Annotated in this window: 15 protein-coding genes; 3 read left to right on the top strand and 12 right to left on the bottom strand. The window is 60.1% G+C overall.

Going from position 1 to position 13,003, the window contains the following annotated elements:
• Window positions 1-27 precede the first annotated feature (27 nt).
• From AC2FFD_RS04825 to AC2FFD_RS04810, 4 genes are all read right to left on the bottom strand, one after another.
• A complete protein-coding gene (locus AC2FFD_RS04825) occupies window positions 28-870 on the bottom strand; it encodes an ATP-binding protein (protein WP_496872173.1) in 843 nt (280 codons plus the stop codon).
• Between the two features lie 116 nt (window positions 871-986).
• Window positions 987-1,868 carry a twin-arginine translocase subunit TatC gene (tatC, locus tag AC2FFD_RS04820; protein WP_170344071.1) on the bottom strand — a complete coding sequence of 294 codons (882 nt, stop codon included), beginning with the start codon at window positions 1,866-1,868 and terminating at the stop codon, window positions 987-989.
• Window positions 1,865-2,323, bottom strand: a complete 459-nt coding sequence (tatB, locus tag AC2FFD_RS04815) for a Sec-independent protein translocase protein TatB (protein ID WP_117868757.1) — start codon at window positions 2,321-2,323, stop codon at window positions 1,865-1,867. Before tatB ends, tatC begins: the two co-directional genes overlap by 4 nt.
• 6 nt (window positions 2,324-2,329) lie before the next feature.
• Complete coding sequence (locus AC2FFD_RS04810) at window positions 2,330-2,545, bottom strand: twin-arginine translocase TatA/TatE family subunit (RefSeq protein WP_152458176.1); 216 nt, start codon at window positions 2,543-2,545, stop codon at window positions 2,330-2,332.
• Between the two features lie 222 nt (window positions 2,546-2,767).
• On the opposite strand from AC2FFD_RS04810, the gene AC2FFD_RS04805 reads away from it, so the two are divergent.
• A complete protein-coding gene (locus AC2FFD_RS04805; RefSeq protein WP_257598840.1) occupies window positions 2,768-3,073 on the top strand; it encodes a hypothetical protein in 306 nt (101 codons plus the stop codon).
• A 21-nt stretch (window positions 3,074-3,094) separates the two neighbouring features.
• Entirely contained in the window at window positions 3,095-3,766 is a 672-nt protein-coding gene (locus AC2FFD_RS04800; RefSeq protein ID WP_496872171.1) for a helix-turn-helix transcriptional regulator, read from the top strand.
• A gap of 62 nt (window positions 3,767-3,828) precedes the next feature.
• Here the strand turns inward: AC2FFD_RS04800 and AC2FFD_RS04795 are convergent, their stop codons facing one another.
• From AC2FFD_RS04795 to AC2FFD_RS04760, 8 genes are all read right to left on the bottom strand, one after another.
• A complete protein-coding gene (locus AC2FFD_RS04795; protein WP_257598841.1) occupies window positions 3,829-4,992 on the bottom strand; it encodes a LysM peptidoglycan-binding domain-containing protein in 1,164 nt (387 codons plus the stop codon).
• A 62-nt stretch (window positions 4,993-5,054) separates the two neighbouring features.
• Window positions 5,055-5,705 carry a protein-L-isoaspartate(D-aspartate) O-methyltransferase gene (locus AC2FFD_RS04790; RefSeq protein WP_152458180.1) on the bottom strand — a complete coding sequence of 217 codons (651 nt, stop codon included), beginning with the start codon at window positions 5,703-5,705 and terminating at the stop codon, window positions 5,055-5,057.
• Window positions 5,702-6,484 (bottom strand): 5'/3'-nucleotidase SurE, encoded by a 783-nt coding sequence (gene surE, locus AC2FFD_RS04785; RefSeq protein WP_257598842.1) that lies wholly within the window; start codon window positions 6,482-6,484, stop codon window positions 5,702-5,704. Before surE ends, AC2FFD_RS04790 begins: the two co-directional genes overlap by 4 nt.
• A 114-nt stretch (window positions 6,485-6,598) precedes the next feature.
• Window positions 6,599-7,693 carry an ABC transporter ATP-binding protein gene (locus tag AC2FFD_RS04780; protein ID WP_170344066.1) on the bottom strand — a complete coding sequence of 365 codons (1,095 nt, stop codon included), beginning with the start codon at window positions 7,691-7,693 and terminating at the stop codon, window positions 6,599-6,601.
• An 80-nt stretch (window positions 7,694-7,773) separates the two neighbouring features.
• Window positions 7,774-8,823, bottom strand: coding sequence for a methyltransferase domain-containing protein (locus AC2FFD_RS04775; protein ID WP_496872170.1), 1,050 nt, complete (start codon window positions 8,821-8,823; stop codon window positions 7,774-7,776).
• 107 nt (window positions 8,824-8,930) lie between these two features.
• Complete coding sequence (locus AC2FFD_RS04770; protein WP_496872169.1) at window positions 8,931-10,043, bottom strand: YhaZ family DNA alkylation repair protein; 1,113 nt, start codon at window positions 10,041-10,043, stop codon at window positions 8,931-8,933.
• Between the two features lie 2 nt (window positions 10,044-10,045).
• Window positions 10,046-10,825: an SDR family oxidoreductase gene (locus tag AC2FFD_RS04765; protein ID WP_496872254.1), complete on the bottom strand. Its 780-nt coding sequence runs from the start codon at window positions 10,823-10,825 to the stop codon at window positions 10,046-10,048.
• Between the two features lie 73 nt (window positions 10,826-10,898).
• The gene (locus AC2FFD_RS04760) at window positions 10,899-11,261 is read right to left on the bottom strand and encodes a nuclear transport factor 2 family protein (RefSeq protein WP_170344063.1); all 363 of its coding nucleotides are present in this window, start codon (window positions 11,259-11,261) and stop codon (window positions 10,899-10,901) included.
• Window positions 11,262-11,370: 109 nt separating this feature from the next.
• Between AC2FFD_RS04760 and AC2FFD_RS04755 the strand changes: the two genes are divergently transcribed.
• The gene (locus AC2FFD_RS04755) at window positions 11,371-12,975 is read left to right on the top strand and encodes a peptide chain release factor 3 (RefSeq protein ID WP_257598845.1); all 1,605 of its coding nucleotides are present in this window, start codon (window positions 11,371-11,373) and stop codon (window positions 12,973-12,975) included.
• The last annotated feature ends 28 nt before the right edge of the window (window positions 12,976-13,003 follow it).

Genomic DNA, 13,003 nt, shown 5'->3' with positions numbered 1-13,003 from the left:
GATATTTTTAGCCAGATGAAGATGGGATCAGGCGATATGAACGCCGTTGCGCCCGGCCAGATCGACGAAGAACTGCCAAGCGACACGGCCCGAACGCGATCCGCGCGTGGCCTGCCATTCAATTGCTTCGGCACGTAGGATTTCGGCGTCGACCGAAACGCCATAGGCCGCGCAATAGCGGTCGATCATGGCAAGGTATTCGTCCTGATCGCAGGGATGGAATCCCAGCCACAATCCGAAGCGGTCGGACAGTGATACCTTTTCCTCGACCGCCTCTGACGGGTTGATGGCGCTGGAGCGTTCGTTTTCAATCATGTCCCGCGGCATCAGGTGGCGGCGGTTCGAGGTCGCGTAGAACACCACGTTTTCCGGGCGACCTTCAATACCGCCATCCAGAACGGCCTTGAGCGATTTGTAATGCTGGTCATCGTGACTGAACGAGAGGTCGTCGCAAAACAGGATGAACCGATAAGGCGCCGTGCGCAGGTGGTTCAGCAGACGCGCGACCGAGCCCATATCCTCGCGCTGTAGCTCCACAAGCTTCAGGTCAGGATGATCTGCGCTCAGCGTGCCGTGGACGGCCTTCACGAGGCTGGATTTGCCCATCCCGCGCGCGCCCCACAACAACGCATTATTTGCCTTGTAGCCGGCCGCGAAGCGGCGGGTGTTGTCAAGCAACGTGTCGCGCGACCGATTGATGCCGACCAGCAGATCCAGATCGACGCGATTGACTTGTTCAACCGGTTCCAGGCGTTCCGGTTCCACATGCCAGACAAAGGCCGGGGCCGCATTGAAATCCGGTGTGGCCAAAGGCGCCGGCGCCATGCGCTCCAACGCGGCAGCAATACGGTTCAGGGCTTGGTCGTCCATCGGCTCCTCCGGTCAGATACGGATCGGTTCAAAGCATGTTCTGATTGGCGCAACAAGGCCCGCGAACGAAAAAGGCGCGCCCGGTCGGGGCGCGCCTCGGTTGTTGTTTCAGCAGATTACTTGTCGTCTTCGAATTCCCGCATCAGATCTTCGTCTGCTTCGGCTTCTTCATCGTCATAGTAGCCGTCGGCACGCAACTGCTCTTCCCGTTTCCTTTCAACCCGGGCCACCAGGAAGATCGAGATCTCGTAGAGGCCATAGACCACAACAAAGAGAATAATCTGCGTGATCACGTCCGGAGGCGTCACGATCGCCGCCAGCACCAGAATGCCAACCACCGCATATTTGCGCATGGCCCCCAGACCTTCGGCGCTGACCAGCCCTGCCTTGCCCATCAGGGTCAGAAGAACCGGCAATTGGAAGCACAGCCCAAAGGCCACGATGAACTTGATCGTCAGGTTCAGGTATTCCTGCGCCGAGCCCTGAAACACCACGCTCAGCGGCGCTGTAGTTACTCCATCGGCCACGGCTTCACCTTCAGCCCCGAACTGCTGGAACCCAAGGAAGAAGTCATAGGCCAACGGCGTGACGACGTAGAAAGCAAAGCTTGCACCCAGAAGGAACATGAAGGGCGAGGCCAGCATGAAAGGCAGAAACGCATTCTTTTCCGACTTGTAGAGGCCCGGAGCCACAAAGCGCCACATCTGCATCCCGATATAGGGAAACGCCAGAATGAACCCGCCAAGCAGCGAGACCTTGATCGCGACAAAGAACCCTTCCTGTGGCGATATGAAGATCAGGCCGCAATCCTGTCCACGCTCATTCAGAACCTCACACAGGGGATTGGTCAGAAAGTTGAAGAGCGGCGTGGCCACCGTAAAGCAGATGATCATCCCGACCAGAAAGGCCACGACGCAGTGGATCAACCGCGTACGCAGCTCGGCCAGATGCTCGATCAATGGGGCCGAGGTATCTTCGATCTCGTCGGTCTTGGTCATGTTTCGCCTTCAGTCTTCAGCGCCGCTTCGGCTTCTTCGGCCTTGGCCAGGGCCTCGGCAGCTTCCTTGGCTTTGCGCTCGGCGGCGGCGCGGGCCGTTGAGGCCTGAATTTTCTTGGCCTGTTCGGCTCGCTCGGCTGCCAGTTTACCGGTTTCGCTGTCAGGATCGAACTTGGTGGGATCTATGCTTTTCGCCATATCCTGCGCGGCTTGTTTCACGCCATCCATGGCCGAGCCAACCGGATTCGCGGCGGCGTTGAGACCTTTCTTGATCTCGTTCACACCGGCCTGATCGGCCGCCTCGTTCATGGCGCTGCTGAATTCGCGTGCCATGCCACGGGCCTTGCCGACAAATCGCCCCACATTGCGGAACAAAACCGGCAGGTCCTTCGGCCCGACGACGATCAGGGCGACAATGCCGATGACCAGAAGTTCGGTCCAGCCCAAGTCAAACATCCGCGCTTACGCCTTGTCTTTCTCGGTTTCAGGCGTGACGTCCTTGGCCAGTTCCGACGCGTCCTGCTCCAGTTCTTCCGAACCGTCTTTGACGCCCTTCTTGAACGCGGTGATGCCTTTGCCGACTTCGCCCATCAGCGAGCTGATCTTGCCGCGGCCAAACAGAACCAGAACCACAACGGCGATCAGCAGAAGACCGGGAAGGCCGATATTGTTGAGCATGTCTCTTCTCCTTTTTCATCGACGCGTATGCGCGCCGGGAATATGAACTGGGACCGTGTTTACGCCTCCAGGCCCTGTCCCAAAAGGGATACGGCACAGATTGAGGGCGAAAATTGACCTCATCTGCAAAAAACTAAGGGCTCGCATTTTCCAACTGACAGGTTTATGTCAGTTGTAAGTGGCTAGAACGACGGTATCGAAACCTGGTCAACGGAGAACCAAATGACCCATGTTGCAGAAATCGTCACCTTCACTCTTGCCAACGGCACCACCCCTGAAGAGTTCGTGAAGCTCAGCCAGGCATCCGAAGCCTTTGTTCGCAGCGCGCCTGGCTTTGCCCACCGGCAGCTTAGTCAGGGCGCAGACGGGCGCTGGACCGACTATGTCGTCTGGACGGACATGAAGGCCGCGCAGGACGCTGCGGCGCAGTTCCCGCAACAGGAATGTGCAGCAGGCATGATGGCGGCCATCAACCCTGAAAGCGTTCAGATGCGCCATGAGGCTGTATTATGGAACATGACTGCCTAGGCGCGGTCCGGACGGCGTGTCATGCGCCGAACTGACCGCCTGTTCGATATCATCCAGATCCTGCGCGATGGCAAACTGCACCGCGCGCAGGACATCGCGGACCGGCTGGAAGTGTCGGTCCGTACCATCTATCGCGACATGGACACACTGGTCGCCTCGGGCGTCCCGGTCGAAGGTGAGCGCGGCGTGGGTTACATGGTGCGCGAGCAGATCACCCTGCCGCCGCTGAATCTGACCCCGGCCGAGCTCGAGGCCCTGAACCTCGGTATGGCCATCGTGGCCGAGGCCGCGGATCCAGAGCTGAAAGCCGCCGCGAACTCTCTGGCAGACAAGATCGATGCCGTTCTGCCCACACAGGTTGTGGCCGAAGCCGACAGCTGGAAATTCGCGGTCTACCCTTTTGCCGATGCAGCCCGCGGGCTTGCGCATATGGCTTCGATCCGCGCCGCCATCAAATCACGCCAGAAACTTCGGCTGTCCTACCGCCGCATTGACGGCGTTCTGACCGAACGCACCATCCGTCCGCTTCACATGGAGTATTGGGGCCGCGTCTGGACACTTACCGCATGGTGCGAATTGCGAAACGGTTTCCGCGTCTTCCGCATCGACCTGATCGAATCCGTCTCGCCGCTGCCAGAGATCTTCGCAGACGAACCCGGCAAACGCCTGAGCGACTACGACCCAAACGCCTGACGCACTTCATCTTTTCAAAAATACTCCCGCCGAAGGCATGGCCCGAAACGGGCCATACGCCCTCATTTCAGGTAGGGATCCGGATCCACCGATTCAAACCCTTTGCGTACCTCGAAATGCACATAGGCATCATCCCCGCCCCTCAACTGCGCCAGCTTTTGTCCACGGCGCACACGATCCCCTTTCTTGACGGTGATGTCATCGACATTGGCATAGACCGTCAGCAGATCGTTTTTGTGTTTGAGAACGATGATCGGCACCTGATCCGCGTCCGCGGTAATCGCCGCAACGGTTCCGGCCTCAGCCGCGTTGACGGCTGTGCCAGGGGCCGCAGCAATGTCGATACCTTCGTTCTTGCCCTTTTTATAGCCGCGAATGATGGTGCCGCTGACCGGCAGCGACATGGCCGAAGATCGCGTGTTCGTCGGGGCTTCAGCCGTCACATCAGGGGCTTCAACCAGCGGCGCGACCTTTTCGTCGGGCAAGGGCTGCGTGGCACTTGGAGGCGTCGGCGTCGGCGATCCCTGCCCCGGCTCGGTTACCTCGGTGGCCGCAACCGGTGCCACAGCAGCGCTTTGACGTGGGGCGGGCTGGTTTTTAACGGGGATCAAAAGAAACTGACCTTCACGCACGGTGAAGTCAGACCCAAGGCCGTTCCATTCCGCCAGCGATTCCACCGGCACCTGATAGAGGCGTGAAATCGTATACGCGGTTTCGCCGCGCTTGACCTTGTGGCGGACTGGTTCCGGCCCGCTTGCGACCGGCGCCGGGGCTGGCTTGGCAGGCTCTAGCGTCGTTGTCCGGACGCCCCCCGTTTCAGGGGCCTGATCAATGGCGGCTCCGGCAACTGATGCGATATCTACGCCGCTGCCTGCACCCACCGAACGCGGCAAGGCGAGAACTTCGCCCTCTCGCAGGGTATCGGTCGTCTGAAGGCCGTTGAACCGCGACAGCTCACCCTCGGGCAGGCCGACACGCGCGGCCACATCGCGCACCGTGTCGCCCCGCCGGGCCACGACAACCTGGTAGTTCGGATAGGTTATCACCCCGCGGCTGTCGGGCGACGGGCGCGACGTTGTTGACGACTGCACTGCATCAGTGGTCGAAAATCCGCCGACCTGACCGCGGAGGTCATAATCTAGTGGCCCTTCACACCCGGCCAGAATGGCCAGAGCGGCCACTCCGGTCGCGCAGCGACGCATAGCTGATTTGGATACTGCACTCATAATTCTGTCCTCAACGCCTGCCCCTGTTGTCCGGGGTTCCGGCGACCAATTTACAAAGCCTGCTACGCCTCGTCCTTGCCAAGCCCCTCAAGCAGGGGCACGAAACGGACCGACGTCAATTCTTCATAGTCCAGACCGGCCTCGGTGCGCGTTACTTTGATCAACTGCTGCACCGTGTCCGACTGACCCACGGGTAAAACCATGATACCCCCGATTTTCAGCTGCGCCAAGAGCGGTCCCGGAGGGTCTTCGGCGGCTGCCGTCACAATGATCCGATCAAACGGAGCCTGTTCCGGCAAGCCAAAGGATCCATCCGACAACATGGCCGTGATATTCGTAAGCCCCAGATCGGCAAACAGCTTTCCTGTCTCGCTGACCAGCCGCCGATGGCGTTCGACCGTATAGACTCGGCGCGCCAGTTTCGACAGGATTGCGGCCTGGTAGCCTGACCCTGTTCCGATCTCGAGCACGGTGTCACGGGGCCGCACGTCCAGCGCCTGCGTCATGAGGCCGACGACCGATGGCTGACTGATCGTCTGACCGCAGGAGATCGGCAATGGCATGTCCTCGTAAGCGCGATCCGCGAACAGGCCGGTGACAAAGCGGCCCCGGTCAACCTGTTCCATTGCCTCCAGAACGCGCGCATCCGTGACCCCCCGTTTGCGCAGGGCAAACAGGAACTGCATCACGGTTTCCGGGTCCAGTCCGCTCATTCGACCGCCTTCAATGCCTCCAGCATGTCATATGCGGTCAAGTCGGCGCGCATCGGTGTGACCGAGATATAGCCTTCCAGATTGACCGCAGCATCCGTTCCCGGCGCTGTCGGGTTATGCTGATAGCCACCCTTGATCCACAGGAACCGCCGCCCCGAGGGCGAGCTGTGCGGCTCGACCGAAAAATGCGTGTCGCGCCGGAAACCCTGCGCTGCAACGCGCGTACCGCGCACCTCATCTGCCGGAACAGGTGGAAAATTCACGTTGTAAAACAGGCGGTAATCACCCTGCTCCGCCGGATTTGCATCCAGAATGCGCCGGACCAGATCGGCCCCGAACCGAGCGGCAGCTTCGAACGGGTCGTCCAACCCCAGATTTCGCGGGCCGAAATACTGTGACAAGGCAATCGCTGGAATACCTTGCAGCGCCGCTTCCATCGCGCCGCCAATAGTGCCCGAATAAAGCGTGTTCTCGGCCGAGTTGTTGCCCCGGTTCACGCCGGACAGGACCAGATCCGGTGGGCAGTCCGACATCACGTCATGCAACCCCGCCAATACGCAATCCGCGGGCGACCCTTCCGCCGCATATCGCCGTTCGCTCAGCTTGGCGATCATCGTGGGGTGGGTGTAACTGATGCAATGCCCGACGCCGGATTGCTCGAAGGCAGGTGCGACAACCCAAACCTCGCCATCAGGCCCTGCCAGTTCGGCAGCGATCGCCTCCAGCGTGATCAAGCCCGGAGCGTTGATCCCGTCGTCATTGGTCAGAAGAATACGCATGTGCCCGATTTACCCCCGCGTTTGGCCCTTGATAGACCCAGCCCCGCGATGCGGCAAGCGACGTGGACCTGCAATCTGAGGCTTTCGCGCACCACTTGCACGGAAATCGAGAGGTCAACTCTGTGCCCCGGGGAAAACGAAACACTTGTCACGACGAATGGTCAGCCACATGACACGGCCCGGATTGGGCACAAAGACATTCGGAACCGTCGCCCTGAGGACCGAGCCGTCGTAATCCATTCGAAACTCGACCAGGCTTTCATTTCCCAGAAAACGCGCGCGTTCGACCACGCCCCGCGCCGCAACGCCATCAGTCGCGGTCGGCAATGGGCCTTTGCCGTTGCGATCGAAATCCAGTTTGACGTGCTGGGGGCGGAAGACGATCTCGACATCCGTTCCATCCGGAATACCCGGCGCCAGAAACTGGCCGAACGGCGTGTCGGCCAACGCTCCGTTTACCTGCGCTTGCAGCACATTGATATCACTGAAAAACGCCACGGCCGCCTTGTCCGCTGGCCGGGTGTAGACGTTGTAGGGCGCGCCCTGCTGGACGATCTTGCCGCGCCGCATCAGCGCGATCTCGTCCGCCATCCGCATTGCCTCTTCCGGCTCGTGCGTGACCAGCAGGACAGCCGCATCCTCTTCTTTGAGAATGGACAGTGTCTCGTCCCGAATACCGTCGCGCAGACGGTTGTCGAGGCCCGAAAAGGGCTCGTCCATCAGCATGATCCGGGGCCGTGGCGCCAAAGCGCGGGCCAGGGCCACGCGTTGCTGCTCGCCGCCCGACAACTGATGTGGGAAACCGTCGATGAACCGCATCAGGTCCACTTTGCGCAGCAGTTCCTCGACCCGGGCACGTTTTTCGTCCTTGCTGCCCTTCAGGCCAAAGGCCACGTTGTTGGCCACGCTCAGATGAGGAAACAGCGCAAAGTCCTGAAACATCAACCCGATCTCGCGCCGCTCTGGCGGCACCCGAAACACGGTGTCACAGATCAGCTTGCCATCGACGTAGATCTCGCCCGAGTCCTGCATCTCGACCCCGGCAATCATGCGAAGGGTGGTGGATTTCCCGCAACCTGACGGCCCCAGCAAACAGGTCACTTTGCCGGCCTGCACGGTCAATGACACGTCATCCACAACGACCCGCCCTTCGAACCGGCGAACAATGTTGCGAATTTCCAGACGCGGAGGAGTTGCGTTACCTGTCACCGATGGACCCCATTGCCTTTCCCGATCAAATCCATCGGGCTTGGGCGGGGATAGCAACCCCGCCCCTCAGGTGCAAGGGATCAGCAGCAACCGCCGGATGATATCGTTTCGCCTGTGGCCTCGAACGGGCTTTCACCGCCGCAGCCCTCGAAAACACCGAAGTGGGTAGAGAAATCGCCGATAAAGTCGAAATGGCGGGCAAACCGCGTGTCCCGCAGCATCATCCAGGTATTGCCGCAGACCGGAAAGACCTTGCCGGTTTCGATAACGTGGTGATCATCCAGAACAAACGCATGCGGGGCGTTGGGAACAGTGCCTTTGTAGATCACCGCCTGACCGTAATCTTCACAGGCCGGTTCCAGCGCCGGCAGCTTGAACAGTCGATAGGTCGCCGACAGGAATCTGAGCGGGGCTACACGTTCTTCCAGCGCAGGGTTCTCGATGGTCAGCGGGCGGTGCGTCACCCGGCGCGGATCGCCGAAACCCGCTTTGCGCGCCATCGACAGGAAGTCGTTCCAGTACAATGCACCCGACAGGCACTCGCCATACAGAACCTCATCCTCGGCCATCGCCTGCGGGACGCGGCGGTCGGCATAGACGTCCGAGAAGTACATCTCGCCACCTTCTTTCAGCAACCGATGCGCGCCGCGCAGCACGGCTTCCTTGTCGGTCGCCAGGTTGATGACGCAATTCGACACGATGATGTCAAACGATCCGGGCTCCAGATCCAGGTCCTCCAGCTTCTCGATATAGCCGTGATGGAATTCCACATTGCTTTTGGCGTGCCCAAACGCCTTGGCGTGATAGTCCTGATGCGCGCGGGCAACATCCAGTTGTTCGGGCGTCATGTCGACCCCAACCACCCGGCCCTTTTCGCCGACCATGGCAGACAACGCATAGACGTCACGCCCCGCCCCGCAGCCAAGATCGAGAACCGACATGCCTTCAAGATCCGGCGGCGCGATCAGACCGCAGCCGTAATACCGGGTCAGCACATCGTCATGGATCCTGGACAATATCCGCTTGAGATGATCCGGCATGTCGTCAGGCGTGCAGCAGGCGTTGGTCTGCAAATCCGCACTGCTTTGCAGGACTTCACCATAATAACTCTGCACCGATTCATGCTTCATCGCGGTCTTCCCCTTGCAAGTGGCTGTATCGCAGCTAATCCAGAGATCCGCGGTTCGCAATCCGGGTAAGGCGCTTCTGACAAAAGTGTGAGCCTTCTGGCGGGGCTTTACGCCAGCAGCTCGAAATCCACACCGGCGCGGATATTGCCATTCACCTGAACTTCAAGCCGATGCGCTCCGGGCACCAGTTTGAAAGTCGTGGCATCGCCTTTCAGCTTGTGACGCTTGTCGAGATTGAGCTTGCCGCCTGTCAGGGTCGCCTGTTTCAACTTATGCACCTTGGCCGAAGTTTTCCCCCCAGGGCGTTGAAAGTGAATGATATAATCCACCAGGACGAGCTGTTCATCTTCTCCGCTCAAACCGACTGAAAACTCCAATGCGCCGCCAATGCGGGCTTGGGATTTCAGGTCAATCGTTACTGCAACATCGGCATCCGGGTTAAATCCCAGCATTTTCATTGCCTCCGGATGCCCCGCCTTGACCAGTCCGCGCAGCGCATGGGAAGTCATCCAATCCAGCTCTGCCGTGGTCTGTCGCGCTTCGGTGCGCCACTTGTCCAGACGTCCCAGCACCAGGCCGGGGTCTTTCTTGGTGATGTCATTCAGATGGTTGGCCACTGACCGCGTGACATACCGGGTGGAATCCCCGTGCAACCGGTCCAACAGCGGCAACGGGTCCGTCAAACCCAGACCGATGCCCTGCCCCCATGGCAGACGGGGCCGCGTTCCCTCGCTGACCAATCGGCGCACGTGATAGCTGCCGTGGGTGCACCAGTCGTGCATCCGCTCAAGCACCCCGTCAGGGGCCTGGTTCAGAAAAGGCCGAATGGCCCATTCCATCGAAAACCTCTGCGTCAGCTCCTCCAGCACATCCAGAGACAGATCAACGTGATCCAGCCCGATGGACGCGACCCATTCGCCCAGCGGCGCGAAAATGAAATCGCCGAAGTCATCATCCGATCTGGCAGGGTCCAGCGGAGGCGGTAAAGACCGTAAAATCACCGGGGCGACTGTCGGCAAGTCGCCCGGCACGGCCTGTTGCAGACATGTCGCGATCCAGGCCATACGCTCTTTCAGTTCCAGTTCAGGCAAGCGCGACATGACCTGTGCCTGAAACGCAGAGGCGTCGAAACCCGGTTCAGCATCCGAGAACAAGCCGCTGAGAAAGCCGACTTTCTCAGCATTGAACAACTGATCTTTCAACGAAAACCCCTGCGCCATGATCACATCGTCAGGTTGGTCGCACCGCCGTCCAGCAGGATGTTCTGGCCGACGATGAAGCCCGCATGTTGCGAACACAGAAACGCGCAGGTGGCACCAAACTCCTGCCGCGACCCATAGCGTCGGACCGGGATCGTCGCCGCACGGTTGGCGCGTGCTTCGTCGATCGAAATACCCTGTTGCGCCGCCACTCCGCTGTCCAGAGAATCCGCCCGGTCCGTGGCATGAATACCCGGCAGCAGGTTGTTGATGGTCACCCCGTGTGGCGCCACCTGACGCGAGGTTCCGGCCACATAGCCCGTCAGACCTGTACGCGCCGCGTTTGACAGGCCCAGAACCGCAATCGGCGCACGCACGGATTGCGAGGTGATATTCACCACCCGGCCCCACCCCTTGTCCATCATCGACGGCAACAGCGCCTTCATGAACGCGATCGGCGTCAGCATGTTGGCATCCAGCGCCTTGATGAAATCATCGCGCTCCCAGTCCGACCACAGGCCCGGCGGCGGTCCACCGGCATTTGTCACAAGAATATCAACGCCCTGCGCGGCCTCGATCACCTGCGCCTGACCGTCGGTTGTGGTCACGTCGCAGGCCACGGTCTGCACCTCGACGCCGTGTTCGGACCGCAGGCGCGCGGCCTCAGCCTCCAACGCCTCGGGGCCGCGTGCGTTCATCACCAGATTCACGCCAACCGCGGCAAGCGCCTCGGCGCACCCAAGACCCAATCCCTTGCTGCTGGCACAGACCAGCGCGCGCTTTCCTTGAATTCCCAGATCCATCGGATCCTCCCTGTCAGTCATTGCCGCATGTCTAGCACCGGCCAGACAGGGAAGACCAGAAACGGATCGTCGATCAATAGAAGAACTCCTCCCGGACGATCTTGCCGTCAGCGACGTGATAGACACCCACTTCGCGCATATCGAACGCTTCGCCGGTTTCCTTCACCTTGCCCTGCACTTCGAAAATCACGGCAAAACGGTCTTCGCCATGGGGAAACGGGTCGCTGACGGACGCAGCAGAAACCTCATGGGCGCTTTCCCACCACTCGTGCTTGCCACGGATGGCTTCGACCCCTTTGGTCTCCCGGCCCATTCCCTGAAAATCCTGCCCTTCGACCGAAACGGCATCCGGCGCATACAGCTTGGACAGGTTTTCCTTGGCCCGGTCTTCCCGGCAACCGGCCACCAGTTCATCTGCAATCTCTTTCAAATTCATTGATCCACTCCATCATTTGTTCACTATATGTTCTTATTGCCACAGCCGTATGATTCGAACCAGCCCCTTTGTCTTGCTTCGGCAGGATTCCCCGCATATACGCGCGCTCATGCTTGATACCTCGAACCAACCCACCCTGCCGCCCGAGATCGCCCGGCGCCGGACATTCGCCATCATCTCTCACCCGGATGCGGGCAAGACGACGCTGACGGAAAAGTTCCTTCTGTACGGGGGTGCAATCCAGATGGCCGGTCAGGTCCGTGCCAAGGGCGAGGCGCGGCGGACCCGGTCGGACTTCATGCAGATGGAGAAGGATCGCGGTATCTCGGTCTCGGCTTCTGCGATGTCGTTCGACTATGGGAACTTCCGGTTCAACCTGGTGGATACACCCGGCCACAGCGATTTCTCGGAAGACACCTATCGCACGCTGACAGCCGTGGACGCCGCCGTGATGGTGATCGACGGCGCGAAAGGTGTGGAAAGCCAGACGCAGAAACTGTTCGAGGTCTGCCGCCTGCGCGATCTGCCGATCCTGACCTTCTGCAACAAGATGGACCGCGAAAGCCGCGACACGTTCGAGATCATCGACGAAATCCAGGAAATGCTGGCCATCGACGTCACGCCCGCCGCCTGGCCCATCGGCGTGGGGCGCGATTTCATCGGCTGCTATGACATGCTGCGCGACCGGCTTGAACTGATGGATCGCGCCGACCGCAACAAGGTAGCTGAAAGCATCGAAATCAACGGGCTGGACGACCCCAAACTGGCGGAACACGTGCCCGAGCATCTGCTGGACAAACTGCTGGAAGAGGTCGAGATGGCCCGCGAGCTGCTGCCCGCACTTGACCCGCAGGCGGTGCTGGAAGGCCACATGACACCGATCTGGTTCGGTTCGGCCATCAACTCGTTCGGCGTCAAGGAATTGATGGAAGGCATCGGCGCCTATGGCCCGCAGCCACAGGTTCAATCCGCCGAACCGCGCCAGATATCCCCGGATGAAAAGAAAGTCGCAGGGTTTGTTTTCAAGGTTCAGGCCAACATGGACCCCAAGCACCGCGACCGGGTGGCGTTTGTCCGCATGGCCAGCGGTCACTTCAAGCGTGGCATGAAGCTGACTCATGTGCGCAGCAAGAAACCGATGGCGATCTCGAACCCGGTTCTGTTCCTGGCCTCTGACCGCGAACTGGCGGAAGAGGCCTGGGCCGGAGATATCATCGGCATTCCCAACCACGGGCAACTGCGCATCGGCGACACGCTGACCGAAGGCGAAGCGCTGCGGGTGACCGGCATCCCGTCGTTCGCGCCGGAACTGCTGCAAGGCGTCCGCGCCGGCGATCCGATGAAGGCCAAGCATCTGGAAAAAGCCCTGATGCAGTTCGCCGAAGAAGGTGCGGCCAAGGTGTTCAAGCCTTCGATCGGTTCGGGCTTTATCGTGGGGGTCGTGGGCGCGTTGCAGTTCGAAGTGCTCGCCAGCCGGATCGAGATGGAATATGGCCTGCCGGTGCGGTTCGAGGCCTCGCAGTTCACCTCGGCGCGTTGGGTCAGCGGTGACAAGGCCGAAGTCGAGAAATTCGTGAATGCCAACAAACAGCACATCGCCCATGACCATGACGGCGACATTGTCTATCTGACCCGCCTGCAATGGGATATCGACCGGGTGATCCGTGACTATCCCGCGCTGAACCTGACTGCGACAAAAGAGATGATGACCTGAGGCAACTGTCTGATTGCACAGGCAGGTT

The organism is Ruegeria sp. YTSC002, assembly GCF_059609845.1.
This window is presented reverse-complemented; position numbering and strand designations above follow the sequence as displayed.

What these genes read in the sequence shown, in the direction of transcription:
- surE (WP_257598842.1), bottom strand. Translation starts at nt 6,484, where the DNA reads ATGCGTATTCTTCTGACCAATGACGACGGGATCAACGCTCCGGGCTTG.
- AC2FFD_RS04790 (WP_152458180.1), bottom strand. Translation starts at nt 5,705, where the DNA reads ATGAGCGGACTGGACCCGGAAACCGTGATGCAGTTCCTGTTTGCCCTG.
- AC2FFD_RS04805 (WP_257598840.1), top strand. Translation starts at nt 2,768, where the DNA reads ATGACCCATGTTGCAGAAATCGTCACCTTCACTCTTGCCAACGGCACC.
- AC2FFD_RS04800 (WP_496872171.1), top strand. Translation starts at nt 3,095, where the DNA reads ATGCGCCGAACTGACCGCCTGTTCGATATCATCCAGATCCTGCGCGAT.
- AC2FFD_RS04810 (WP_152458176.1), bottom strand. Translation starts at nt 2,545, where the DNA reads ATGCTCAACAATATCGGCCTTCCCGGTCTTCTGCTGATCGCCGTTGTG.
- AC2FFD_RS04770 (WP_496872169.1), bottom strand. Translation starts at nt 10,043, where the DNA reads ATGGCGCAGGGGTTTTCGTTGAAAGATCAGTTGTTCAATGCTGAGAAA.
- AC2FFD_RS04760 (WP_170344063.1), bottom strand. Translation starts at nt 11,261, where the DNA reads ATGAATTTGAAAGAGATTGCAGATGAACTGGTGGCCGGTTGCCGGGAA.
- tatC (WP_170344071.1), bottom strand. Translation starts at nt 1,868, where the DNA reads ATGACCAAGACCGACGAGATCGAAGATACCTCGGCCCCATTGATCGAG.
- AC2FFD_RS04755 (WP_257598845.1), top strand. Translation starts at nt 11,371, where the DNA reads ATGCTTGATACCTCGAACCAACCCACCCTGCCGCCCGAGATCGCCCGG.
- AC2FFD_RS04795 (WP_257598841.1), bottom strand. Translation starts at nt 4,992, where the DNA reads ATGAGTGCAGTATCCAAATCAGCTATGCGTCGCTGCGCGACCGGAGTG.
- AC2FFD_RS04765 (WP_496872254.1), bottom strand. Translation starts at nt 10,825, where the DNA reads ATGGATCTGGGAATTCAAGGAAAGCGCGCGCTGGTCTGTGCCAGCAGC.
- AC2FFD_RS04825 (WP_496872173.1), bottom strand. Translation starts at nt 870, where the DNA reads ATGGACGACCAAGCCCTGAACCGTATTGCTGCCGCGTTGGAGCGCATG.
- AC2FFD_RS04775 (WP_496872170.1), bottom strand. Translation starts at nt 8,823, where the DNA reads ATGAAGCATGAATCGGTGCAGAGTTATTATGGTGAAGTCCTGCAAAGC.
- tatB (WP_117868757.1), bottom strand. Translation starts at nt 2,323, where the DNA reads ATGTTTGACTTGGGCTGGACCGAACTTCTGGTCATCGGCATTGTCGCC.